This window comes from Marinobacterium iners, assembly GCF_017310015.1.
Classification (GTDB): Bacteria; Pseudomonadota; Gammaproteobacteria; order Pseudomonadales; family Balneatricaceae; genus Marinobacterium; species Marinobacterium iners.
Map to the genome: position 1 here is coordinate 3593720 of NZ_CP022297.1, position 26702 is coordinate 3620421.

17 protein-coding genes and 1 pseudogene are annotated in these 26702 nt (G+C 54.9%); 3 read left to right on the top strand and 15 right to left on the bottom strand.

The genetic code is table 11. The features are described 5' to 3' along the window. Positions 1-204: 204 nt before the first annotated feature. A complete protein-coding gene (locus CFI10_RS17050) occupies positions 205-1356 on the bottom strand; it encodes an IS4 family transposase (RefSeq protein WP_206836810.1) in 1152 nt (383 codons plus the stop codon). Positions 1357-1517: 161 nt separating this feature from the next. After that, positions 1518-3218, bottom strand: coding sequence for a hypothetical protein (locus tag CFI10_RS17055; protein WP_206836814.1), 1701 nt, complete (start codon positions 3216-3218; stop codon positions 1518-1520). Between the two features lie 419 nt (positions 3219-3637). Between CFI10_RS17055 and CFI10_RS17060 the strand changes: the two genes are divergently transcribed. Together CFI10_RS17060 and CFI10_RS17065 are read left to right on the top strand one after the other, a co-directional pair. Then, positions 3638-4330 carry a SapC family protein gene (locus tag CFI10_RS17060; RefSeq protein ID WP_206836815.1) on the top strand — a complete coding sequence of 231 codons (693 nt, stop codon included), beginning with the start codon at positions 3638-3640 and terminating at the stop codon, positions 4328-4330. Between the two features lie 44 nt (positions 4331-4374). Continuing rightward, entirely contained in the window at positions 4375-4566 is a 192-nt protein-coding gene (locus CFI10_RS17065; protein ID WP_206836818.1) for a hypothetical protein, read from the top strand. A 254-nt stretch (positions 4567-4820) separates the two neighbouring features. Here the strand turns inward: CFI10_RS17065 and CFI10_RS17070 are convergent, their stop codons facing one another. The 5 genes from CFI10_RS17070 to CFI10_RS17090 all read right to left on the bottom strand — a co-directional run bounded on the left by CFI10_RS17070 (position 4821) and on the right by CFI10_RS17090 (position 19258). Next, positions 4821-5855 carry an RpnC/YadD family protein gene (locus CFI10_RS17070; RefSeq protein ID WP_206836821.1) on the bottom strand — a complete coding sequence of 345 codons (1035 nt, stop codon included), beginning with the start codon at positions 5853-5855 and terminating at the stop codon, positions 4821-4823. Positions 5856-5936: 81 nt separating this feature from the next. Next, positions 5937-6350 carry a hypothetical protein gene (locus tag CFI10_RS17075; RefSeq protein ID WP_206836824.1) on the bottom strand — a complete coding sequence of 138 codons (414 nt, stop codon included), beginning with the start codon at positions 6348-6350 and terminating at the stop codon, positions 5937-5939. Further along, positions 6343-7599: a glycosyltransferase family 9 protein gene (locus CFI10_RS17080; protein ID WP_206836827.1), complete on the bottom strand. Its 1257-nt coding sequence runs from the start codon at positions 7597-7599 to the stop codon at positions 6343-6345. The genes CFI10_RS17075 and CFI10_RS17080 overlap by 8 nt, the downstream gene beginning before the upstream one ends. Positions 7600-7708: 109 nt before the next feature. Continuing rightward, positions 7709-18700 carry a beta strand repeat-containing protein gene (locus tag CFI10_RS17085; protein ID WP_206836830.1) on the bottom strand — a complete coding sequence of 3664 codons (10992 nt, stop codon included), beginning with the start codon at positions 18698-18700 and terminating at the stop codon, positions 7709-7711. Between the two features lie 240 nt (positions 18701-18940). Beyond that, positions 18941-19258, bottom strand: coding sequence for a helix-turn-helix domain-containing protein (locus CFI10_RS17090; protein ID WP_206836832.1), 318 nt, complete (start codon positions 19256-19258; stop codon positions 18941-18943). Between the two features lie 88 nt (positions 19259-19346). On the opposite strand from CFI10_RS17090, the gene CFI10_RS17095 reads away from it, so the two are divergent. Then, on the top strand, positions 19347-20561 hold the full coding sequence (locus CFI10_RS17095) for a tyrosine-type recombinase/integrase (RefSeq protein ID WP_206836836.1): 1215 nt from the start codon (positions 19347-19349) through the stop codon (positions 20559-20561). A 24-nt stretch (positions 20562-20585) separates the two neighbouring features. Here the strand turns inward: CFI10_RS17095 and CFI10_RS17100 are convergent, their stop codons facing one another. The 8 genes and pseudogenes from CFI10_RS17100 to CFI10_RS17135 all read right to left on the bottom strand — a co-directional run bounded on the left by CFI10_RS17100 (position 20586) and on the right by CFI10_RS17135 (position 26604). After that, a complete protein-coding gene (locus CFI10_RS17100; protein WP_206836839.1) occupies positions 20586-20804 on the bottom strand; it encodes an RpnC/YadD family protein in 219 nt (72 codons plus the stop codon). A gap of 41 nt (positions 20805-20845) precedes the next feature. Beyond that, complete coding sequence (locus CFI10_RS17105; protein ID WP_242530036.1) at positions 20846-21178, bottom strand: hypothetical protein; 333 nt, start codon at positions 21176-21178, stop codon at positions 20846-20848. Further along, positions 21159-22040, bottom strand: coding sequence for an Rpn family recombination-promoting nuclease/putative transposase (locus CFI10_RS17110; RefSeq protein WP_206836842.1), 882 nt, complete (start codon positions 22038-22040; stop codon positions 21159-21161). Before CFI10_RS17110 ends, CFI10_RS17105 begins: the two co-directional genes overlap by 20 nt. A gap of 136 nt (positions 22041-22176) precedes the next feature. Continuing rightward, entirely contained in the window at positions 22177-22671 is a 495-nt protein-coding gene (radC, locus tag CFI10_RS17115; protein ID WP_206836845.1) for a RadC family protein, read from the bottom strand. An 18-nt stretch (positions 22672-22689) separates the two neighbouring features. Continuing rightward, positions 22690-23517, bottom strand: coding sequence for a DUF932 domain-containing protein (locus tag CFI10_RS17120; protein ID WP_206836851.1), 828 nt, complete (start codon positions 23515-23517; stop codon positions 22690-22692). A gap of 427 nt (positions 23518-23944) precedes the next feature. After that, a pseudogene (locus CFI10_RS17125) lies at positions 23945-24832 on the bottom strand (recombination directionality factor); the annotation flags it as partial. Positions 24833-24988: 156 nt separating this feature from the next. Next, positions 24989-26128 carry a YqaJ viral recombinase family nuclease gene (locus CFI10_RS17130; RefSeq protein WP_206836859.1) on the bottom strand — a complete coding sequence of 380 codons (1140 nt, stop codon included), beginning with the start codon at positions 26126-26128 and terminating at the stop codon, positions 24989-24991. A 140-nt stretch (positions 26129-26268) separates the two neighbouring features. After that, a complete protein-coding gene (locus CFI10_RS17135) occupies positions 26269-26604 on the bottom strand; it encodes a hypothetical protein (RefSeq protein WP_206836862.1) in 336 nt (111 codons plus the stop codon). Positions 26605-26702 lie beyond the last annotated feature (98 nt).

Sequence of the window (26702 nt, forward strand, 5' to 3'; positions counted from 1 at the left end):
ATATCGGCTTTTTTCTATTTTTCATACCTTTAAACGTCTGCAACGTCGTGCAGGCTGGTTATTTCAATGCGTGCATGGACGCAACCGAAGTGAGACTTTATCGCCAGTTAAGACGAAGGAGAAAACAGCTGCGGGAAGAGACAATCAAACAAGGAGTCGGGCGGAGAAGGGGCCTTCAAGCCACTGCTGTCCCATAGTTTTTGATCATAAAGGGATCCTCATTTGAGGGTCCCTTTTTTCTGGCTTTAGTGAAGGAGGATTAAGTAGCGCCCAAAGGGGTATGCGTTCGAACAAGCTCACCTGAAGTGTTCGCATTATGCGTTGTACGCTCCAGCCTTGCCGGGCGCTGTGGCGAGCAAACGAGAGCAGTAGATAGCAGATCATGGCGATCCAGATCTGCGTCAGCACAGCATTCTTACTGTTACCTAAAAACGCCTTTATCTTCAGGTTTTGCTTGAGCGCTTTGAAGAAGAGTTCCACCTGCCAACGATCCTTATAGATCGCCGCAATCGTCGTCGCGGCCAGCTTGAAGTTGTTGGTGATAAAGCGGAAGTGTTTACCGCTTTCCGGGCAGTTATACCCCACCAATCGAAGCGTGGGTGCGCGCTGTTTTTGCGCGTGCTGACTGCTCAGCTCAATCACTTGATCGTACTCAACCGACGTCTTGGCAGGTACTGGATTCGATTTCTGCACCTGATAAACAGCTTTGGGTCTCAGTCGCGTGACAAAGCTAACCTTTTGTTTTGTCAGCTCTCCATACCAGCGGTAATCAACATAGCCCTTATCAAAAGCCACGATACTACCTGCCGGAAAGGTGAACTGGCGCCCCTGAATCAAATCGCCTTCCCGGCCATCACTGAGCGCAACGAACTCGGGAATTAAGCTGGCGTTGTTCAGGCCGGTATGCAGCTTTACACCGGCTTTTGACTGATGGATTTTTGCCCAGGGGAAAATATTCAATGACAGATCGATGGTGCTGGCATCGAGTGAATAAAGTGGATTTTTGAAGCGAAATTTATGCGCATTTGAACGCACAGAACAGCGCTGTAAAAGCTTATAAAAGATGGCCTCATAGAGCTCGGCAGGCTGCTGCTCATTGAGGCGGGCGAGGGTTGAGCGAGCAATCGGCTTGGCTCCGAGGTGGTAGAGTTTATGCCGCTGACTGGCGAGGCTAGACTCGATGTCGCGGAGACTTTGTCGGCCAGAAATCTGGGACATCGCAATGCCAATGAACTGATCCCAGCGTGAAGCTGAACGGAGTTTTTGCCCCACATGATGCTCACGGGCCGTTCGCTCAAAATCATGTCTGGACAAAGGCTGGAGCAACTGATGAAACGCGGTGTTATGATGAGACAAAGCCTGAATCCTTTGTGAGTAGAGTGTTTGGTCGCACTCTCATTTTACTCACTTGGATTCAGGCTTTCTCATTTGCTGCCATTTATGGGACAGCAGTGGCCTTCAAGCCCCCCTTTGGTTTCGATCAAAAACACTCAAGCGTCCAGGCCAAGTGCTTAAGATTAATCCGTGGCTGAAGGTTTCAGCGGGGTGCTTCGACGGATGGCCAAGACCCGATACGAGCCCCGCTTCTTACCGAAGCACTCAATATTGGATGCAGCCAGAACCGATTTGGCCTTCTTGAGTGCTGCTCCCAGCGCCCTAGCGTTAGCAGGCCAGTTGCTTATAAGAACGCGTTTGGGGCGGAAGGGTTCCAACGCATCAAGCCAATCACTCACAGGCATTGACTGCTCGCAGAGACTGTTGTGATCCAGGTATGCGATTAGAGCCTGAGCCGCCGGACTCTCCGATTGCGATAGTTCCTGTCTAGCTGCTACTTGATAAGCGAGTTCATTCAGGAACAGATTCTCATCCTTATTCAAGCACTTACATACTTGTAACCCTACTTCACGGAAAATCTCCATTGGGGAGGTATGATCGTTAATGTGCTCCTTCAGGAAGCCATGAACGTGATGTTTAACACAGACTGTCAGCTGCAGCCAAGCGCTAAAATATGTATCAAACGGAACGCTCATATCCACACCCGTTGGCTCACCCAATCGGGATAAATACAACGTGATGGAGCGATTCAGCAGCGGCCCATGTGTAATGACGCTTTCATCTGCAGACAGCAGAACAGGGCGTTGAATGAATACGGAATAGCTGTGGCGCTTGGGTTTTAGTTCAGCATCGACAGTATAACCGTTTAGAAGATCCAGCAGGTTCTTCTGCATGGAGGCGGTAAGGTTATCCACGGGACTGAAACTCATCACATAGTGATCAAGAGCCAGTTTCTCTAGCCCTTTACGTTTGGAGGGCACCTCCGGAATAAAGCTTGTTCCACAAAAATCGATCAGGTTCTTCAGATCTCGCTGAAGTTTGTGGATACGTTCATCATCGCTATCGATCAATTCCAGCAAAAATACATTGCTGCCGTACACCAGCGTGCTGACCATCCATGTGATCAGTATCAGATATTCGCTCTCGGGTACTGAATAGCCCCGGAACAGGTTTTCCAAGTCAGCAGGGCGCGTTGTGTGGTGATACTTATAATCAAACTGTGCTGAGCGGTTGAGCATCAACGGCACAACAGTCCTGTCGTGTGTTGAAAAACACTGCTGCTGAATGGGGTCATAGTAAAGATGCCACAACATACCTGGACCAACGTAATAGTTAACCAGATGGTCGTGGCGGCTCCCCCCCCTGCCACATTCGACGTAAGGAACCTGCACTGACTGAGCACTATAGAGTCCACAAAAGAGGTCCAGCACGTTTTTAATCATTCCGTCGGTGAGCTCTTTAGCGAAATACCTCATCGCATAATCCTTCATGGGAATCGTCAAGCTATCCGCGTTGACAGGCATCAGATAAGCGTTAGCTTTGTTCTGCAGGAAGAACACACCAGAATCGTCTCGAAGCAAATAATAGTGCTGCTCAAGGTAGACAACCATCGATTGAACCAAATCCCTGCGTGTCATACCCCTTTGCCGCCGCTGCTGAGGCGGAAAGGGCTGAACGATTTGATCATTTCTTTCAAGATACTGCCCCTCAAATGGCTGCGAATCCCGCCAAACAAACCTAGGATGATTGGGAGGGGGATGATTGGGAGGGGGAGGAGGAGGAGGCGGCGTAAATTCCGGCATTTCAGGCTCGGTATGATTAATGGCGCGAGTGCTATGATTTGATGTGCCTTCGGTCGCTTGTCGTGCGCTATCAGTACTCATTACAGCTCCTTCGTGCTATTAATAGCCCCAAAATAGAAATAATTAATCTAAATCATAGACTAATAATCAATTTTGTCTGCTACAGCTATGAAAGAGGATACAAAGAATACCCCTGGCACTAAAAAACCAGTCATCTCAAAGAACTTCCCGTTCGCGGTACTTGACTCCTTCACCATCAAGTATCTATTCTGGACGTATATATAAGAAAGGCAGTAACGGATCATCCTACAACCCAACTTTTACTTGTTCGACCGTTCAACCGTTTAGTGCCTTTCAAATCTCCGGGGCTGAAGGAAGCCCACTCAAGTGCTGCATAGCGACTCAGTCGCTCAGTGCATTTTTTTTTGGTTCCAACGCAGGACAGCTAGCCGCGTTGGAAACAGAGATTGGTGTCGTTTTATCGGCCCTGGAGATCACACATGTATATTAATGCTTATACGCACCCTGACTTACGTCATATCCCTGCTGACAAGGGATGGGTGTTCAGCAACCAAACCAACAGTGGATTTGCGGAGCTCACCTGCGCAGATATCCATGCGCTGAAAAACCGCTTTCCCATTCTGCTTGATCCTCACTCAGCTCTAACGCTACCCGTTGTACCCCTTGAAGCGGATATTGAAAGCGAACCTCTAGATGGCTATGTTCCGTGCAAATGGGAGCAGTATCCATTTGAGATAGCCGATACACAGGTACAAACTGACAACCCAAGCGACTCCCTTGATGATGCCGGTAGTACCCTTTGGGTCGATACTACAAGCAGACAATTTAACCAGTTTAGCGGTTACCGTTTGTTTACCGACAACGGCGAGCCAACACGCTATTTACAGCGCAAAATTGAAGTAGCTCAAACGGTTAGACACCAAATAGCCGATATCCGGGAATTGGTAGGACTAATTCATCAAGCAAATCTCTTGTCGTCGATCACATTGCTCCATCAAGGGCGCTTATATGTCATGGCTCGCATCGACCCAAGAGCACTCTCAAGTCACAGCAACTGGCTAGAAGATCAACCAGGGGGCCTGCGAGCCTTACTCCTGGCTGATTACTTACTGGAATCACAATCTCACCTAACGGAGTACGATGGCATCTGGGTAAACTCTGACAGTGGATAAACGACGGCGTAATACATTCTGCGCCTTACATAGGCGCTTTCACGATGGAGGCCCTGGATTCCGAAGCAGAGGGTTTGAGTGCCACCGTACTGGCCCATCGGTTGCTTGATGCCCAAGAGAGACTTGAGGCTGATCAGGTGCGCTGGCTGACCCAGATTGAGGGTGAGAAAGGGCTGCACGAGAGGACGGTTATGACAGGTGAGAACGTGAAAAAGAATGCGCCACCGATGCAGTGACGCTGATACCGGGCAAAGCATCGGGGAAAGAGGGCTTAGACGCTTCCACGGAGGCCTGGCCCTCAGCCACCCAGTCATACACGACATTGACCCGCGTCTAGGGCTTGAGCGTGTGGAAGCAAGGTCACGCGGGGCCATAGCTCGAACAGCGAATAGCCATAAGCCTCCCGCTCAGCCAGCACCTGGCAACACGGTCATGGGGCAGGACAGCCCCCACCCCGCCTCAATGCGTGGTTTCAACGTGCTGCCGTGACTCAGTGCTTGCCCAGCAGGGCTTCCAAGCTTTCAGCTGTCAGAACACCCCTCGTCCAGGCATCGAGCTTGGTCGCATCGGCTTGGCGGATCATCTCGGTTGCCCAGTCCGGCAGTGCACCGAACTTTAATTCCAGCAGGGTAAGGGCAGTCTCGCGCTGGTTCCGCAGGATACCGATCTTTTCGCCCTTCTGGATACCGATCTGCTCACCTTTCTTGATACCGATCTGCTCACCTTTCTGGATACCGATCAGTTCACCTTCGTGACGGCCCTTCTCCAACCCCACCCGTTCAGCGGTATTGATATACGGCATGTTCTTGTCCTCCTCGATCGCATAGATCGTGTTCAAAAATGCTTCATTCAGACTGCTGGGGAGCTGGATCATCCAATCAATCACGTTGAACAGCTCCAGGATCTGCTGCTTGCTGTAGCCGCGTTCGTACATCAGGCGGATAATGGCGACTTTGGCATCTTTACGCGCCACGCCGTCTTTCACTCGCTTGGCCTTGAGCTGTGCCATCACCACCAAGGCGAACACATTGGCGCTCTGTTCCAGCGCTTCCCAGTTAGACTCAAAATCGATCAATTTGCTCATTGGGAAACGGTACTGCAGTGCACACCCCCAGCGATCATAATTGAATGCCGCTGGCCTGAAGCCGGGGCTGGTATCGGCCAGTACCGCAAGGCTCACCACATCCACCCCATAGCGGTCACGCAGGCGATACTGGTAAGTATACATCCGTTGTGCAAAAGCGTCCTCTGGCTCGCCCTGCACTTCAACATGGATCAGCACCCAGGTCTCATGGCCCTCCAGCGTGTGTACCTTGACCAGTTTATCGGCGTAACGCCTACCAGAGTTGGCGTCAGGCGTCACCTGCTGCAGCTCTTTGTCGAGCGAGGTATAACCCTGGCGCCAGTCGATCTCTGACGGGATATGCGGGAACAGCAGTTCCAGAAACTCCTTGAAATAGCCATCCAGGGCGATTTTCCAAGGGCTGTCGTGATCGGTGGTGCGATCCGTATCGGTGTCGGTCATGGGGCCTCCTGTTTGCTGGGCACAGGATAGCAGCTTGGCCTTCGCAACGGGAAGCTCAGCACTCTGAGCGTTCGGGGCCTGTCATTGTCCATAGTCCGGGTGGCTCTTCTCTTCTGTCAGTTCACTGCCCAGCAGGGTGTCGATCTCGCGTTTGAGCTGTGCCCGCTGGTCGTTCAGGCGGTATACGCTGCGTGACAGCTGGATAAAGGCATCGTCAAAGCACTGCCGGGCTTCATGTGCCCGTTTGCCGTTTTCGATGTCCCATAGCTGGTCATTGACGGCTTTAAGGGCCTGGCGGAGGTCATCCAGCGCGGCGGGGTATCGGGCCGTGTCGCCCACGATTTCTTCCAGTGCCGCCTGTTCGCGGGCAATGTTGCGTTGTTTGGTGGGGTCATCAATGCGTTCGCGCTTGATCGCCAGGATCGAGAGTTTGTCGAACACCTCACCCCAAGCCACGGGGATCAGAGGCCGGGCGGGCCAGGCGGGTTTATGCATGATGGAGGGCCTCCTTGTCGGTGGGCTCAATGAGCCTGTGTATGACCTGCTCGATCGCCGCCAGCCAGCAGCCTTCAAAGTAGGCCTTTTCGTCCGGGTCGTTCAGGGCATCGGCTGACAGTTTATAGTGTTTTGCGTAGCGCTGTTCGTGGTCCACGTCGATCGCGGTCAGCTGCGGTTGATAGGGCAGCATGCCGTTATCATACCAGCCAAGGCCCATGAACAGCCCAACCGTGCGCTGGCCGACGGCGTTGGCCGCATGCAGTACAAACGAGTTGCAGCAGATGGCGCTGTCCACGGCTGACACGGCCCCGTACAGTTCACTCAAACTGCGATCTCGGATCATTAAGCAGGGACAGTTTACCGACTGGGCCGCCGCAACAACGGCATTATCATCGGTCACAACGCGCAGGCTCTGCTGTTTAAGTGCCGTACACAGTCGCAACAAAGCCACAGCGGGAATTGAGCGCAAGGGTGTCGAAGCCGTCGCATGCACAAAGATATCCTGCACACTCGCCTGTGATTTGGACGCTATTACGGCAGCGGCCCCGCGTGCGAAATCATCCGCATTGATGTTACCGCAGGATGCCTGCTTTAGCTCAGGGGCGATCTTTTCCGGTGCGACACCCAAATTGATCAGATGAAAATCCGGCCAGGGCACGCCCCTGAATCCCGGCAACGACACAAAGCCGGAAAAATCAAAACAGGCATCGTATTCACGCCATTCGTCCAGGCGGATGGGGGTGGTGCGGATGCGCGTCACCCAGGGCTCGTGCTTGAGCACATAGTCCGGTTTGGTGGCGGCCCATGAGCGGATCACGTCCACCTCGATCAGCGGGTGGATCGCCTTCAGCAGGGGCAATACCAACCGAAACGCCTGTGCGCCGACCAGGTTATCCCCCAGCCCTGTGCCCAGGGCATTGAACAGCGCCAACCGCAAGGGTTGACCGGGGCGGATGCGCGCACGCAGTTGGGTGGCAATATCTGGGTCCAGCGGCAACAGTGTGGGTTTGCCCTCGTGCCCGTTGAGTGTAATGGGCAGTGTAAAGGACGGGTTTTGAGCGGGGTCCAGCACACGGCACTCGACCCCGGTTTTTTCGGCACTGGCGGCGATACGTTTTTGGCCCTGACGGGTATCGAGATAGATCTCGTAGGGGGTGACCCGCGCGAGGTCACCCGGGGCCACAAACGGATAGGGCGAGTCGCCCAGTTTACCGATAAAGGTTTTCGTCACAATAAAGGCTTGCATAGTCTTCCTTCCATAAACAAAAACCCCCGCCTCCTTGTGAGAAGCGGGGGTTTTATCAGCCATCACTGGCCCGCAAGGAGCTGCGGGTCAGTGAGTGAAACGATCAGCTTCAGGCTACGATGTCGGTATAGGCGAAGTTAGATTCGTCAACGCCTACCATTGCGATCACACCATCTACGGCACCATCTGCATTCGCATCGAAGAACAACAGACCGATGCTGTCGCCAGCTTCAGTGTTGTCGCTCAGCGCATCATTTTCAGCACCTGTTGCTTCGATAGAAGTCAGGTAGTACTGAACGGTACCGTCGAACGCGGAGGCCGCATCAGACAGAGCAACTGCATAGCTTCCAGCTTCTGCTGCTTCAGCGTAGTTCGCAGAAGAACCTGCGACCAAGCCAAGATCAATCACGTTTTCACCTAATGTAAAGTCCGTGATGATATCGGCAGTAGCCAGATCAGTCGCGCCGATGTTAGACGCACCAGAACCACCGTAGGTTCCCTGCGCATCAGTTGACAGACTGAAGCCGCCGTTGTCTGCGTTTTCATCCGTGAAGGTAATCCCCCAACTACCGCTGGTGTTATCAGCCACTGCAACTACAGTGCTGGGGCCAGCGTTTGTATTAAAGGAATCCGCCAAAGCCTCAGCCAAAGCCTGAGGATCGTTGCTTCCTGCAACAGCTGTACCGAAAGCACCGCCACCTTCTGCCAGAGTAACAGTCACTGTGTACTCTTCACCGGCAGAAACTCCGTTGATAGAAGTGTCGATATCCAAGCGTGTAACCTGAGGGATATCAGTTCCATTAATAGAAGTGATTGCAGTATCGGCAGGGGTGCCATCAGCATCCCAAGTACCGCTGCTGAGCGTCGGCGTCACATTGCCTACAGAGTTGCCGTTATCGCCTTCGATCACGACACGACCTGCTGTCACGTAAGCGCTGATACCTGGACGGGCATCAAGCGCAGCAGCAATGGCACTGTGTACAGATGCAGCGTCTGCGGCATCAAACTCTGTGACGGTTACTGCTGTCTGGACAAGACCGTTCAGTGCATAGGTGATAGTGATTTCTTCATCACCACTATCCACCTCTGTGTTACCAGGTGTGTACTCGATCGTTTCCTGATCCACCGGCAACGGCAGCTGATCATCTTCAGTGAATGAAGCTGGAACACTGCTGCTGACGTTAAACACGAACCGATCATCACCCAAGCCACCTGTGAGGACATCGACACCATTCTGGATGTCATCACCACCGTTGATGATGTCATCGTTGGCGCTGCCGGTCAGGGTGTTGGCACCGTTCGATCCATCGTCCGGTCCGCCGATCAGAATGAAGCCGCTATCGCCACCTGCCAGTGAGACATCAATGGTGCTGTCACCGGATGCACCTGTCAGGGTAGCTGTACCGTTGTTGATGGTCTCAGCCGTAGCTGTGAAGGTAGTGATGCCAGTTGCAACCGCTTCAGCGCCGCTGCTGACAACCAACACATCCTCTTCACCGCTTGAGCCATCGGCGTGCAGATCCGTGATGGTGTCAGTTCCTGCGTCGACGTTGTAGGTATCGCTGCTGCCAGAACCTGTGCCACCAACCAGTGTGTCGTTACCGGCACCACCGATCAGCGTATCGTCGGTATCTTCACCTGCAATGATGTAATCATCGAAGGCAGAACCAGTGATGGTCTGGCCGATTGCTTCATGGGCGTCACTTTCGCCGCCTACGAATCTAGCCGCGAACACATCATCCGCATCATCTTCCGTCAGAACTACAGCCGACAGGTCGACATTAGCGGTGCGCAGATGGCTGAAGATGCTAGCAGTAGCGTCATCGCCGTTACCGATAACCTCAACGGTACCTGAACCAGTCACATCAACACCTGCAGTGTCGAGCGCTTTAACCTGTTCAACGGTCAGGATCAGGGTCTGATCAGCCGGTACGAATACCTGTGCACCATTGGTCAGCGTCAGTGTTACCTCGGTCAGGTTCACTTCACCTTCGATGGTCAGGCTGCCGCCATCCACTTCCAGGATCGCGCCCGCTTCGAACATCGGGTTGGTGGTTTCCTGAATGGTCAGGTCAACACTGTTGAACGCCCAAGTGCTGCCAGCTTCCAGCAGCGGAGAGGTCACAACGCCGTCAACATTACCTTCGCCCAGGATTGCGCTGGTGTTGCCATTGCCAGTCAGTGTGAAGGCATCAACATCAGCAATACCGTCATCATCTGAGTCGTCATCGGTACCGTCGATCAGCGCCAGAACACCCAGGTTGACCACTTTGTTCTCGCTATCAACCTCGATCAGGCTCAGCTCAGCGCCTGCAACACCGGCGTACGGTACACCGTTGCCATCCAGGTTGAGAACGAACACGTTTTCAGTTTCTTCAACGTGACCGAAGTAAACCGTTCCTGCATCTTCTTCAGTACCGTTAATGAACAGTGCTTCGATGTCAGCTACTGCTGCAGCCGGGCTACCGCCGGTTACGACCAGGTTGCCGGTATGGCCAGCAGCATTCACGGTTACCGTGTTGTCCACTTCAGGATCGCTGGTATCCAGTGACTTGATGGTGACATCGTTGTCGCCGGTTACGATCAGCGTTGCGCTGTTAGTGGCATTGGCTTCGAAGTAGATCGTACCGATTTCGAGATCGTTACCATCCATGCCCAGATTGTCGCCTGTGTTCAGTGTCACAGACAGCAGTTCCAGACCTTCTTCGGTGCCGACAGAGATGTCACCAATCACGTTGGCCGCAACCGGGGCAACGTTGGTGTTTTCATCGTAGCCGTCAGCCGCCAACAGGTCGTTGGTGTTGTCTGCCAGCAGAGAGTCGATCACCAGGCTAGTGAAGTTGATGTTGGCCTGGTTAACGGTCAGGTCGATGATGTTATCGATCTCGACGTTACCCAGTGTCACTTCACCACCCATGCGGATAGTCAGTGTTTCAACGTGCTCCAGACGGTCTTCATCGCTGAAGCTCAGACCTGCCGGCAGGTTAGTGAACGATGCCAGCTCAACCACACGGCTGCGAGCGGTAGAGTCATCCAGTGCAGTCGGCAGATCATCCAGATCGGCAAAGTCAACACGGACAATGGTGCTCGGCAGGCTGGTGAACAGCTGCTCAATGTTGGTGCCGTTGGCCAGTGCTTCCAGAATCCACAGGCGTGCAATCTCTGGATCGTAACCGCTGGTATCAACCGGACCGCTGACGCTGTCGAACAGCCAGATGACGTTGGTGGATTCTTCACCATCAATTGTACCCACATTGATCGTGCGGGCAGCCTGCTCTTCCGTTGCAAAACGGATGGTCTGACCGGTCAGTGCAGCGTTTCCACCTGCACCATCAGCCAGATCAACCAGATTGATCACGACATCACCCAGGTCGGTGTTAACAGACAGGGTGACATCGTTGTCAGCCAGGGTGGCAGACGCCGGCACCTGAAGACCGCTGAAGTCATAATCAATCAGCTCGGCGGCATCATCGTTGCTGCCGTTCTGGTTCAGGTCAGCGTAATCACCCAGATCGATGATTTCGATAGAGCCGTTGTAGCCATCGTTACCCACGTCTGTACCGGCGACGATGTTCAGGCCAGAGGCCTGCGCAGCGGTCAGTGTCAGGGTTACGTCATCCGCCAGGACGATCGGCTGATCACCCAGGATGGTCAGGTCCAGACCCGACAGATCCATGGTCGCATCAATGAACAGGACGCCGTTCGGGCCCATGTTGATGTTCAGCGGACCGAAGTCACCTGCCGGATTGCTGTCCAGCGCTGCCGCCAGGTGGAACTCGGTTCCTGTCTGTGCGTTGGTGAAGTCGAAGCTCCAGCCGGTATCTGCCGGGTTGGCGTTCACATTAGCACTCAGATCCGCGTCAGTCAGGGTCAGCGTGGTAACGCCAGTACCTGCCGTGAAGGAGAAGTTCTGAGAGTCGATGTTATCCACAACTTCCAGAGTCAGGTTACCTGACAGACCGGATGCGTCGATCTCGGACAGGGCTTCAGAGCTGATACCTTCGCCATCTGTACCCAGCACGATGTCGCCCTGACCTTCGAAGATCAGCGTTTCCAGTACGCTGGAGGTAGTCTGACCTGTTTCATCAGTCAGGATGGCCGGGCTGGAGCCTGTGATGGTCAGCACGCCAGTACCGGCATTGTTGACAACCAGGGTTCCAATTCCGTCATCGGTGTTGTCGGTTACGTCCAGCTGCTCGATGGTGACATCCGCTGTACCAGTGATGTTCAGGGTCGCGGTGTCGTCGTTACCATCGGTGCCCAGGCTGTTGAACACGATGTCGCCGGTGATTTCCAGTGCCTGGTCGGCATTGACATTCACGTTCAGCAGGCTGTTGTCATTGGTCCAGGACAGCTGGCTGATCGGCGTGATGTTACCGTCGATGGTGTTCGAATCGGTACCCAGTGAGTTGATGGTCAGCGTATCGAAGTTGCGCGGCAGCTTGTCGCTGTCTTTGTCGCGCGTGGTCAGATAGATGCTGCCGTCAACAGTGGCATCACCCTGCAGGTCCAGCTGCAGCGTGCGGATTTCACTGTCATCGGTGGAGTCATTGAAGACGATGAAACCATCGATGGTGACGCCCGGCTCAACTTCAACCACACGGTTGATGGTGGCCAGGTAGCCCGGGAAGTCTTCCAGCGTTTCGAAGATGATCACTTCAACGTCGCTGTCGATACCCTGCAGCAGTTCGATGTTGCGGTTCATCACCAGGTCGTTCAGCAGACGGATGGTGTCGGTCTGAATACCGGACGCATCGAATGCTTCCCACCAGTTAACTGCTGTGCCTGCGGTCTGGGTAAACTGCAGTTCAACAGAAGAGCCTGTGCCGCCAATCACGGTCAGGCCGCTGCCGACCACGACAGAGGTTGCAGGCTGGTTTGCAGTGTTGGTTGTATCAACCACATAGGTCGGGCTCAGCTGTTCGATCTCGGCCAGACCCAGGATGGCGTTGTCGTCCATCTGGAAGGTCAGGTTGCCGACAGTGCCCAGCTCAGTGGTGTCATGCAGGTTAACGGAGCCATCAACATCCACGATGATGTTGGTGGAGTCGATACCGGTCAGATCCAGGCCTGCGTCCACGTCAGCCTGATCCAGGCCTGTGATGGTCACAGTGAAGTCCTGAGTAGCGCCCACACCGACAATGCTGCCAGCGCCATCCAGCTGCGCGAACTGATCAGCCGTCAGGGTCAGGCTGCCACCTTCCGGTACAACGATCTGAGCTACGCCCATCAGGTTGGTAGCCGGATCCATCACTTGAGCACCCGGTGCCATGGTGATGGTGTCAATGTCGATACCCGTTTCAAGCGCAGTGGCATCAAATACAACGGCGCCTTCAAAGGCAACCAGGTCGATGTCAGCGTCGGAAGCGTTGTCAGCCAGGGAGAAGTTGGCCGCACCGATATCGTTGAACTGAGCCTGAGTCAGGACCAGATCCGCATCATCTTCCAGTACGATGGCATCAACGTTGACCAGCGTGTCGTCAGACAGGTCAAGGTCAGTGGCACCGTCTGCAACCACGATGGTGGTCTGCGCAGTCGCGCTGCCGTTGATGGTCAGCTGATCGTCTGCAACCAGGTTATCCGGATCCAGGGTGAAGGTCAGGTCGCCCGCTCCGGTCTGGTTAACCACCAGTTCAACCACATCGACGTCGCTGGTGTCGAGTACGCCCAGCACGACAGACGCGTCGCTTTCAACGTTCAGCGTTGCAACCGCTTCGTCGTTGTCGTTCGCGGTGAAGTCATCATCGCCGACAACAGAACTGAACTCGATGCCGCCCTCGATAACCAGCGCCTGATCACCCGTAATGGTGACGTTCAGCAGGTTGTTGTTTGAACGAGCGCTATCAGCTCCGTCAGTTGCGGTGACTTTCCCGCCGATGATGTTCGCGGTTTCACCTGTAAGCAGGTTCGTCGCATCTGAGTTTTCAGTCTCATCGGTGGAGTTGATAGTCAGCGATTGCAAGAAGGCGCGCATCAGGTTGGCTTCGCCGGTATCCTGGGTGCGGTCACCATCTGCATCGCTGAACTTGGCGCCAGTGGTCAAATCCAGGTTGCCGGTGATATCAGCTGCGCCCTGAAGGTTCAGGGTAAAGTTCGCAATTTCTACATCCGGGTTCGTGGTATCGAATGCCACAAGACCATCAACCGTTGTTTCTGGCTCAACATTTGCCACCTGATCCAACGTAGTAACCCAACCGTCACCGTTGTAGATAACCTTGGTTACGCTACCTGGCAGGCCATCCAACAGCAGGTCAACATTGGCATCTGCCACGAGCACGTTCAGAAGCTGAACATAGGTTGTGCCGAACTTGGATGCATCGATGGAGCCGTCTTCGGCATCGTTAGCGATGTCAATGAACTTCAGGGTGGACTCAGCGCCGCCCACGAATTCAACGCCATCGGCATCTTCGATGCCTTCCAGCACCAGCGTCAGACCATCACCGATGTTGAAGGTGTCAGCAACAGGATTGCCGTTGGCATCCAGCACCGTTGCTGCAGACAGATTCACTGTATCAGCCAGAGAGATGGTGACAGTGGCGACGCCATCTGTAGAACCGTCAGTAGCGGTGTCTTCGATAGCAATTGTGGAGAGATCCAGCTCTTCGCCGTGCTCGCCGATCGCTTCGCTGTTGCTCATATCGGTGATATGAACGGAGCCACTACCAGTCAGTACATTTCCGTCTGAGTTACCTTCCAGCTGCTGGAATTGCTCAGCGGTCAGTTCCAGAACGGTGCCTTCCGGGATTTCCAGAGCTGCAATGCCGGTCAGGTCGGTATCCGGATGCAGAGTAACTACCGGCTCTTCCGCCAGAGTCAGTGTTACTTCGACGTCTTCCGGATAATCAGCCAGGGAGAACGGCTGATCGTTCAGGCCTTCAAGGGTCAGGCTGGTAGAAGTGATAGTGCCATTACCATCAGTATCGATTACAGAGAAGTTCTCAGCACCGATAGTATCAGCCTGTTCCATGGTCAGAGTCAGGCTCTGGCCTTCGTGGATAGACACGGAGGTAACGTTGGTCAGGCTAGTATCAGACAGGTCAGCGCTGTCAGTGCCTTCGCCGTCACCGATTACCAGGGAAACTTCACCAGCACCCGTGATGCTGGCGATAGCACCTTCAGCTGCATCGTCGATGGTCAGGGTGGTGCTGCCTGCTGCGCCTTCGAAGGTCAGCGGGGTTTCACCTGCCTGCCACAGATCAACCGTTACCGCCAGTTCACCCACAACGCCGGATGCATCGAAGCTTTCCAGTGTAGCCGGCAGATCGGTTTCGATGGCCAGATCAGCGTCTGCGGTTACGGTCAGGCTGGTCAGGTTACCATCTTCAGAGGTATCGGTGAGTTCTTCGATGACGGTGTTGCCGCCTTCGATGTTGATGACAGCTGCAGTTGCGTTAGTAGAGATACCGTCAACCAGCTGTACTTCTCCAGCCGGCAGTGTATCCAGACCCACAACGTTGACAACAGCCGTGGCGCCTTCAGGACGAGCGAAGGAAGCTGTCAGTTCACCAACCGCGTAGCCATCCTGCTTGTCGTAAGCAACTTCCATCAGGAATTCAACACCACGTTCGGTGTTCAGGAAGTTGATTGTCTTGCCGTAGTTACCCTGCAGACCCAAGACTTCGAGGTCCTGAGTAGTTTCGCAGGTGTAGAAATCGACTGCGTAATCACTGCCGGAATCGAGAAGGTCGATATCGGTTACGACGTAAGTCTGTACACCGCTGGACACCAGCCCCTGTGCCAAGGAACCGACTTCACCGACATCCTTATCGAGGCTTTCTTCTTCATTGATTTCGACATTGACACGAACATCTTTGGTTTCAGAGCCGTTACCGTAGATAGCATCCGCGTTTTCGAAGTTAGCCAGGGTCAGATTGATGACATCGCCGCCGACGCTGGAGAAATCAACGATGAAGCCATTAGTGGCCACGCCGTTGTCAACGCCCAGTGCAATCGCGCTGCCGCCTTCAATCGGACGACCCCAATCATCTACACCGCCTTCAACCGGAGTGAAGGTCAGATCAGAATCACCGGTAATGCGCAGGAAGGTTTCGATGGTCTCAAACGGACCGATCTCAGACATCTCGTCGGTGTTGATGACCAGACGGCTGTAAGACGGTACATCCGCAGGACGGTCGTAACCGTTCATGTTGCGGTCGATCAGGACGTTTTGGCCCCATTCGTTACGATCAACAGTGGTGTTTGAATCGTTACCATCTTCGCCGAAGTCACTCGACAGTGAACCACCAGACAGTGCCACTCCGTCAACAATGCTGCGCGCGTCGTCGCTGCTGTTGAACGGGTCGAAGTCCAGACCGGCATTGGTGATCAGTACGCTGCCAGACTGCTGGTCGCCGTTGTTGTCGTTCGCTAGGGTTACGCCCTGCTCGGCAACGCGGGTGTGCAGCTGTTCAGCTGTCATTTCCAGAGTGACGCCGTCCTGTACTTCCAGGATCAGGTCAATATTACGCGACAGGTTGTCAACGCCCAGGTCAGTCAGGGAGATGTCATCGGTGACGATGATTTCAATTTGCGCGTAGGTGTGGAAGATAGAACCTTCAACACTGAAGTTCTCGGCACCGATGGCAAGGAACTGCTCTGAGGTGAGGGTCAGCTTGGCGTTATCTACAGTGCGATCAGCACTGCCCACATCGCCATTATCCAGTACAACGCTGGTGATGCCATTCAGTGTTGCTGCACGCAGATCACTGTCAGCATTGACCACCATGGTGATGTTTTCACCTGTAATGCTGGAGCCTTCGTAGGCAACAAGGCCTTGTGCCAGACCATCTGCGTTACCCAACACAAGAACGTTATTGCCTTCGCCCAGGTCAATATTGACTTTGGCACCATTGCCGTTCAATACAGCAATATCACGCCCCAGGTCTTCGAGCAGACCGCTCAGCTCGGCAGTGGTCGGTGCAACAATGCCATCCAGGTCGGCGTTAGCGCGACCGTCGTAAGCCATGCTATTGATAACATCAATATCACTCTGATCATTTGCACCAATGCCCAAGACATTTGCGCGCACATCATTGGCTACGAGGAAGTCGATCCACGCCTGCTCATCTGGAACACTGTTGCCGCCATCCGTGATGAATACCACTTCATTGGCGCCACCTACATTGTACGTACCCGTCTGATCACCAAACGCAGCCTGTACTTCAGTAATAAAACCAGCTGTATTCCAGTAACCCTGGGCCTGCATTGTATTAACGACTGCGAGTGCCTGTGCCTTAGTGACCCAAGCATCGGCCGGCTGTGTGCCTGAGCCCAAATCCGCAACCAGATACACAGCAGTATCATCAGGCAACTGATCAAACAGTTCAGCAACAGCCGCAGCCTGTGCCTCGATAGGTGCGGGTGTCTGACCATTGCTCATTGAGCCTGAATCGTCCAACACCAACACCAGGTTCGGAGAAGCCGTTACCCCTGATGCTTCACTACCTTCACGACCCGCAACCGTAACAACATCATCACCACCCTGAGAGTTGATGGTGATTTCACCAGCGCTGGCCGTAATAACATCAGCGCCTTCACCGGTTGAGATGGTCACATCATCAACGTTTGCAGCGCTAACCATGTTGCCGCCATTACCCGCGGTCACAGAGACAGTGTCGCTGCCATCAACACGGATGGTGTTGGCACCGTCGCCCGCAGTGATGGTAACAACTTCGCCGTTTTCGGCGGTGAGTTCGTTGTCGCCGTTACCCGCATTGATGGTGACAGCCTTGCCGTTGTTGTTGGCCTGGAACTGGTCATCCGCTTCAGCGGTACCGGTGAAGATCACTTCATCTTCATGGTTATTAATGGTCAGATCCACACCGCCGGTGTTGGCAGAGGCATCGATCACAGCCGGACGGTCGGAGTTGAAGCCGCTATCCATGCTGTCTTCAACAGAGAAGATCGCTTCGCCGCTGATGTTCAGGTGGCTCAGCGTGCCGCCAGCGAAGAACGTATGCATGTGGTTCTCGGTACCCTGAGAATCGATATTCAGGGTCGAGGCGTTGTGCAGCAGGTTGATGGTGCCATCAACATCACCGATTGCCAGTTCGATGTTCAGCTCACCGGTCAGGCCTTCGCCGTAGTGAACGGTCACGTCTTGGCTGAACTCGCCTTCGAAGCGGGTCAGCGCGCCGTTGCGTACACCGGCAATTGTTAGCGTACCCAGAGTCGCTTCATCAACACCGTCAAAATCGGATTCGGTGATGGTCAGCTTTTCGAGGTCAACGGCACGGGACAGGTCGATGGTAGAGTCGTTGGAGCCGTCACCGGACAGATCCGGGTAAGTGCTGTCGCCGCTGTCATTGGTGTAGACGTTTGGCAGGTTTTCGATGTTGATCGTCTGGATGTTCAACAGCTCTTTCGGCTGAGCGTAGTAGCCTTTGGCGTCAATTTCCAGAGTATTGTTGCCCTCACCACCGTCGATGTAGGCACCGTGCAGCAGGTCCAGACGGCCTGCAACGATGAAGTCATCCGCAGCAGAGGTTTTACCGATCTCTTCGGTACCACCGTTGTTCTGAGTCGGGGTCAGGATGATCGGGTGGTTGGTAACAATTGTTTCGCCTTCGACTACAGAAGGCACTTCTACGTCATTACCCTCGGCATCCTGCACCGTCATGGTGTAGGCAACTTCTTTCTCGAACAGACGAGAGTTTCCGTTGGAATCAAACAACAAGCCGTTCAGGTACTCGAACTGCTCCTGAGTCAGTTCAACAATGGCTGTATTGATGGTGCCATCCGACAGAGTAACTGTAATTTCATAGTTACCTGTGTAATCGCCCTCTTTATCGATAATCTGGCTGCCATCACCATTGGTGTCGCCAGCACCGGGGTTTTCGGCGGAGCCTTCACCCTGAAGCTCATCGCCTACACCATTCAGCGTGATGTCTTTGATATCGTGCAGCGCTTCACCGATGTCAAACAGGTTAGCAGCCATATCGTCGGCTTCAGACAGGAACGCACGGACTGTGCCCCACACCTGACCGGCCGGTACGCCTTCACCTGTTTCCGGGTTGCCCCAGTAAGTCAGCATCTGAGTCGGATAAGTATCCGGCAGTTCGACCACTGTGACATTTTCAGTCAGCGACCAAATAGTGCTCAAAGGTAAGATACTGTTTATAAAACAGCTTTTACGCTACTAATATGTCGTATTATGGTTTTTCTACGCTATATCTATTTTTTCGAGTCGATCCGTGCCCAATATAACCGATCTAATACCCTCAAGATCGCCTATCTGACGCGCCCTGCAGTCTCTTAGCTACAGCGTTTATTTTTCTTCACAGTTTCTTCATTTCACATCAATTCCAGCGCACTCTGCAGCAACGTCTCCTCTTCTTTCCTTTCAGTTCAGAGAGCGCTTTCGATCACTGCGACGACGGCTCTCATCCTCCAGGCGACTCTTCAAGTTTTCTACCGCTGCCTCTCTCACCTGAACATCCAGCACATCATCACTGCCCAGTATATCGATCTCGACCCCCCTTTCGCGCAAGGCACGAATCATGGCGGTCAGTGTCTCCGCACGCATCACCATCTCCAGTGTTTCATTGCGTGCAATCGTCGACTTGGCCACCCCCAGCATGTCCGCGAACTCTTGCTGACTCATGCCCAACGCGGCACGCCCTATCCGCATCGCCATCGCAAAACGTACTTTTTCATCCATAAAGCTTGACTCCAAGCCGATAAAAGAACTATTAAATATATATTGCTACTTTTAGTAGCGTTTACGAAACATGAAAGGAGTATCCGCCATGCCAAAGCGCAATCTTACACAACAGTTCGTACAGAGTAGCAACTTATGCCCGGCCGACAAATCCAAAGTCGACTATTTCGATACCAAAATACCCGGATTGGTGTTCAAAGCCCTCAAATCTGGACGGCGCACCTATTACCTGCGTTATCAGGATGTCCGGGGTAAAACACAAGAGAAAAAGTTAGGCCCGGCCAATCGGTTGAGCCTGGCGGATGCTCGACAGCTCGCAACGGAGCGACTGACGACACTGGCAATGGGTATTGATCCCTTTGAACAGAAAAAAACGCTGAAGGAGGTCCCGACCTTTGCTCAGTTCGTGGAGCAGTCCTATCTGCCCCATATAAAAGCCTACAAGCGCTCGTGGAGAACGGATGTCTGCCTGCTGAACAAGCACATCCTGCCCGCCATCGGTGCTCTGCATCTGGATGAGATTACGCGGCGTCATTTAGTGGATCTGTTCAACGTCAACCGTCAAACGCACAAGCCCAGCTCCACCAACCGGCTCATTGTGCTGTGCCGTTATATTTTTAACTGCGCCATGCGCTGGGAAACTGCCGGGGCAACTCGCAACCCGACGGCCGGTATCGACCTGTTTGTGGAAAACAATAAACGGGAGCGTTACTTAACATCGGAGGAGGCTGCACGCCTGTTTGAGACGATCACACGGTCACGCAACCCTCAACTTAAATGGATTGTGGCCATGCTCTTGCTGACTGGTGCCCGCAAGGGTGAGGTGTTAACGGCGCGCTGGAAGGATCTGGATCTGGAGCGGCGTATCTGGACGGTGGAGTTCAATAAAACCGGAACGACACGCTATATTCCGATTTCAGATGGATTGCTGGAGATGTTGAATGCCGTGGAGCAGCTGCGTATACCCGGCTGCGAGTGGCTGTTCCCAAACCCCAAAACACTGAAGCCGTACAATAATATCTTTAACTCGTGGGATGTGGCACGTAAGCGTGCCGGGATGCCGGAGTTGAGGTTACATGACCTGCGACACAGCTTTGCCAGCTTCCTGATCAACTCAGGGCGCAGTCTGTATGAAGTGCAGAATATTTTGGGGCATACCCAAGTCAAAACCACTCAGCGATATGCTCACCTGACGCAGGACTCGCTGATTGCAGCGGCTGATACCGCCACCCGGTCACTGCCGTCACTGGCCACCATGATGCCGAACCGCGCCTCTCAAGTCGCCCTGCTGGAGGCTCGTTAGTCGAGCACTCCAGCCCCACCGGGGTCAGAGCCTGGCTTCAGTGCGTAATGCCTTGACCTCAGCCTCTGTCAAACCAGAGGCCTGGGCGATCTGGGCATCGGTCAGGATGTTCATGTTGATCAGATTGAGTGCCGTTTCACGCATCGTTTCTATCCGACCTTCCATCCGGCCTTCCACCCGACCCTTCTGAATTCCGCGCTGCTCCCACTGCTCGGGCCACTTTTTCATACGTTCAGCCAACATGTCTGTTCCTTCTATGCCGCTGCGCTCAAGTGCCTTGGGGGTCAGTGCTTACCCAATAGGGCTTCCAGGCTTTCGGCAGTCAGGATCGATTCAGCCCAGAGATCAATCTGCTGGGAGTCAGCAGACTCCAGTACTGATTCAGCCCATTCAGGAATAGCGCCGAATTTTATCTCGATCATCTTGCGCAGAAGTCGTGACTCTCCTTCCATCCGACCTTCCATGCGTCCGCGCTTTTCAGCATCGTTCAACAGCGATACTTCATCCCGCAGTGCCCGTTCACGCACGAATGCCAAACGGCGAGCCTCGTCATCAGCACTGAGCTCACGGATGCTGCTCGCTTCTGACTTTCCGGCTTTAATGCTTGAAGAGTTCATCAAGGCTTTTTGCTACCAGGATTTCATCTGCCCATACCTCCAATTGAGGACTGCCAGCTATCTCAAGCTTTTCGTTCACCCAAGATGGTATCTCGCCAAAACGCTTTTTCAGCAAGCGCTGCAAAACACGGCGCTCGCCTGTCAGCTCACCCTCTCGCTTAGCATCATTCAACAACGACACCTCATCCCGCAGTGCGCGTTCACGCACAAACGCCAGGCGGCGAGCTTCGTCATCAGCACTCAGCTCACGGATGCGGCTCATCGCTTTCTTAACCGGTTCGTGTGCTACATTGGCCATGGTCAGTTCCTCCTGCCAGTGCTTGAAAAAAGTAACCCAAGCGCGAAGCGGGCCTTCGGGAAGTCCCAAGCGATCCGCCTTGTTCAGTTCGATCAGATTCATCTGCAAGATGTTCCCCAACGTGACATCTGGCTGGGTCTCATCGCGCATTTCAAACCGCCAGGTAGCTTGCTGACGCTCGCTTTCAGTATCGGTGAACAGATCAAAATCCAGCAAATGCAAACCAACGGACGCTCTCAAATGCTGGTAATCTTCACCGGCATCCAGTTGCGTTCCTAAGGTCCGGGCCAGGTAAAACAGCCCGCGCTTGTGCCAGGCACCGTAGCGGCGCACCTGTATCTCAACATTATAGCAGTGGCCCTGACCATCCCGTGCCAATACATCCAGGATGATGTATTTGCCCGTCAACTCACACGCTTCAATGTTCGGGTTCAGGATTTCAACCGACGCTATATTCGGCAGATCCGGGCGCAGGTCATTGATCAGATCCACCAGCAGATCCGGTGCTTCTGCAAACAAGCGCTTGAACACGTAGTCGTTGGTTGGGTCGAGTAAATCGGTCATGGCTACTCCTGTCTGATTACTGACCAGTCTACCACACACGCTGCGTGTCATAGGATAGTGCCCGTTGTGTAAAAAAATAATAACAGGACGCAGTGGCCGCCGTGTTCGCACAGGGCGAACACGACGACCGGGGTTTTCAAATCAGCCCCTTTTCTGCAAAGGAGCAGGTGCCTTCATGCCCGACAATGACGTGGTCCAGCAGCCGGATCTCCACTGTGCTCAGGGCTTGCTGCAGCCGATCGGTAATGCGCCGATCCGCTTGGCTCGGTTCTGGACTCCCTGATGGGTGGTTGTGCACCAGGATCACGGCCGCCGCGTTATGTGTCAGCGCTTCCTTGATCACTTCCCGTGGGTACACGCTGGCCGCATCGATGGTGCCCCGGAACAACTCCTTGAAGGCGATGATGCGGTGGCGGTTGTCCAGCATCAGCATGCCGAACACCTCATGCTCATACTCCATCAGCAGGGTTTGCAGGGCATTGAACACCGTATCGGGTTTATCCAGCGCACGGCCTTTGCGCAGGCGTCGACGGGCCAGCATTCTAGCCAGGTGCATCAACTGGGCATCAGTTACGGCATTGGGGACGACATAGGTGCCGGGGCGTTCCCCGGCGATCAGTTGGGGTGTCATCTGTGTATTCTCCTTTCTTCAGGCGACACGCGCCTGTCCTTTGAGTGCGGCGAAGTGCTCGGTCAGCTGCCAGAGTGCGCGGTTGAGGCGCACATCTTCACTGACAGACTGGATGGCACGGGTGCGGGTATGACGACCGGATGCCGAACGCCCTGGGATACCGCCCTTGAGCAGGTTCTCCTGCGTGCGATTAAACACCCGCCAGAGATTCTGATCCCGGTCTTCCGAGCGACGGGCATCCAGCAGGCGATCCGGTTGAATGGGGCTGACCTGACGCCAGTCCTCCCCGTAGCGCAGGGTCAGGGCGGATTGGGCAAACAGGCGGGACTCCTCCGGGCTTAACCGCATCGACTGGAAGCGTTCGACGGTACCGGCCAGGTTGGGCACTTCATCCACCAGAGCCAGGGAGCCCTCCAGGATCTGATCAACCACCTGTTTGCCGTGGCGTACGCGGATACCGCCCATATCGCCCACCGGGGTCACCATGCCGTTACTGCAGATCAGCCGGAACAGTCCCAGATCCAGTTGGTAGGCAGACGAACGGTCATGGCTGTTGGTCAGTACCAGTTCCGCAATACTGTCGCCCACCGTGATCTGGCGTTGCGGGTCCTGACGGAACCGCACCAGATGGCGGGTGGTATCCCGGCGCTCGGGATCACGCACACGGGTCTGTTGCGCCCGGACGGGGTACCAGCCTTCGGCCTGCAGGGCGTCCACTACCTCAATGGTGGGGACAAAGCCGTAGCGGTCAGAGACAGCATCATTAGGCGCTTGGGCGAAGATGGCCGGTGCCTGACGGTAGAGTTGATCACGGGACAAAGTGCCCGCATGGGAATGGGTCATCATGGTAAACCTCCAGACCTGCAGGCACCGCCACCCCGCAGGGCAGCGATACCGGCAGAGTGATTGAGAGTGGTTGTGAACAGCGAAAGATGAGTGGAAGCGCCGTTATGGCGTTGTGGTACCCAAGCGTTCAGCACGGAAAGAGATAGTGGTTTGATTAATGGGTGGTCGGACGGGCTTTGCTCACGCCCGACTGACGGGCACGTTTGGCCAGGCGGGAGGCCTGAGCGATATCGGCCTGCAGTGAGGCTTCGATGGCAGAGGCATCCACATTAGTTTCGGTATTGGCTGCAGTGTTCTGGTTCTGCTGAGTGTCTGTTACTACCGTTGCTTCGGCCTGAGCCTCAGCGTCAGCCGTTACAGGCTGACCCGTACCCACATCTCCATCCTCAAAGGGCGCAGGCTTCCGGGTCAGCCGATGGGAGCGTTGAGCCAGCTTGTCATTCAGCGTACCGGTCGCACTGAGTTGGCCAGTGGCGGATGGGTTCAGGTGATGCCCCTGACCTGTCTGAGCCTCCTGCTGTGGATAAAACTCATCCACCACGGCTGCCACATCTTCCTCCTGCTCTTCAAACAGCCCGTTGGCAAAGCCCTGCTTGGCCACCCGATCCAATGCCTTCTGATCAAACCCCACTTCATTCCGGTCCAGGGCCATATCGTGCGCACTGGCCAGGGCCTCCTCCAGGTCCATGCCTTCGCGCAGGGTGATATCCACGTAGTAGATCGGCGTGCCATGGCTCTGGCGAGTGGACTTGCCCCGCAGCCTTAACTCCAGGGGCATACAGGCCAGCCGGTTACCGGAGACCGCCTTGAAGTACTGCAGCCGTGCGGCCAGTGTCCGAATCGAGTTGAACCCCGTGGTACGGAAGATGAACGTCCCCAGCGGATCGTCCTCCCCGACCACGACGTTGAGTCGGGCATAGGGCTTGCAGCGTCCGCCCTGAGCCAGCTCACAGCTATCGGGGCCAGGGCACGGCAGCGTCTGCATCCCTTCACGGGTCCGACGGCGGCACTGTTCTCCATCCCCCACGCACAAAGGCCTTGCGGTATTGCGATCAAACAACGAATACTCCGCCCTCAGGTTGAGATCCGGGTCATTGAACAGCAACCGGATCGGGATGCGGCGCAGCTTACCGCCCTGCCCTTCGCGCAGCTGTTCATCCAGCGGGTGTGGCAACCAGCCTTCACGGGTCTGGATCTGGGAGGTCAGGGTAAACTGATCATCCTTCTGTGGCAGGCGTTTGCCGTCCTTCTCCACCACCTTACCGATGGCGATCCGCCCCAGAATGGGCGGGGTAATGGCGAGTCCTTTTAACATGGGGTACCTCCTGCTCTGCAGTCAGAGCCTGAATTGAAGACAATAAAAAGCCCCGTGCCTCCGCAGAGGGCACAGGGCTGGGGCTGTTGTGTTGAAATGATACGAATGGATCTGAGTAGTACTGTGGATAACCGGCAGTATCAGTGGTTGCAACGTTCAGCTTCCATGCACCACAAAGCGGCGACTGCCGGGCTTTACCGTCAGGTACTGCTGCACCAGTTCCGGCTCATCTTTCTTCAGCCGTGCCAGATCCACCACCCGGCTGTCACTGCTCTTCTTCCAGGTAATGCGGCCCTGTGAGAACTGAGCCTCACTGGCCGTGCCCATCGCCTGCTGCAACTGATGCTTCAACTGGGCCTCATCGCGTTTGGCATCATCCAGTACCGAGCGCACCACCAGCAGCTGCTCAAACACCTCGGACAGCTCCGGTTGCTCAGTGAAGTCCATCACCTCATGGTCATCCTCCGGGAACAGTGCCCGCAGAGCACGATCGGCTGAGTCACTGGCATCCGCCGGGGGTGGGGTATCCTCCGTGACGTGACGCCAGAACGCGGCTTCCAGCTGGATCAACCGGTCAATCAACGCCTCATCCCGTTCCAGACGGAAGATCCTCAGCTCATGCCCCCCGACCAGTACCGCCACATCCGCCGCCTGCTGCCCGGTGACCGCCAACTGGTGCATCACCTGCAGCTGTACATACTCCGGCACGCCGTTTTTCCACAGCCTGGCCCCGTTAATGCCAGCGGTCTTGCACTCCAGTACCTGCACTTCATCGCAACCGACCACCTCACGGTCCAGGTTGGCCAGCATCCAGGCATGCTCCGGGTGCTGAAGAACGGCGTTTACCCGCCGCACCTTGAAGCCGGTGCGTTTGGCATAGTGCTCAGCTACGATGGGCTCCAGTACCGTACCCCAGAACAGAGGGCTGTTATCGTCGTCGGACACAGCCGATGACTCACCGGTGTCCCCAGAGGTGTGTCCATCCGACTGAGCGGCATGGATCAGCCGACCGGTTTTCTCCATCCACAGCTCCAGCTGGGACTTGTAGGGGTTCAGCCCAACAGCGGCGGCGGCATCCGAACTGCCAATGCCGGTCTGCCGCACGGCCAGCCAGCTGTCCCGATCCAGCTGACGGGTGTCCACCAGACGGTGAGCCTGAGCATGGCGGCGTTTGCTGGAGGCCAGCCCCTGCAGGGCCTGAGTCTGGGCGTTATGGAGGGTTTGCTCTGTCAGAGCAGCATGAGGCGCAGGCAGCGCCAGAGCGGTAGGCTGAATCGCGGTGTGGTGTGTATTCATGATCATTCTCCTGTTCCCCGTGATGGCATAACGCCCCGGCGCCCGGCCGGGTGCCTTCAGGGGATATATGCGTAAGGGATTTATGCGTGAAGGCTGTCGTTGAGACAGGCGTCCAGTTGATGCGCAGGGCTAAATCCTGGCTACACCTGATCCGTCGCCCGAAAGGCGTGCCCGCAGTCCAGGCACTCGATGTTAGCCAGTACTTCTCGGTCCAGGTGATCACCGATGCGGCCACCGGTGACGCCACCGGCCGCCCCACCGAGCAGGCCTCCGAGTACGGCACCGGCCAGCGTCCCCAGTGCGACACCGGGAGGCCCCGCTATCAGACCAACCTGGGCACCGGTACGGGCACCACTGAGAGCACCGGCAATACCACTGGCTGAGCCAGCGGTGACGCCGATCACGGTGCCCACCGTGCGGCCCTGGGTGCGTGGAATCAGCTGCCATGACTGGCAGCGGGGACAACGTAACGTCATGATAAACCTCCTTGGATGCTGAAAAATGGGCACATCAGGTGTCCATCCACGGAGGTGATATAGGTGTGAAATTTCGCTGAATAGAATACGCCGTGCGT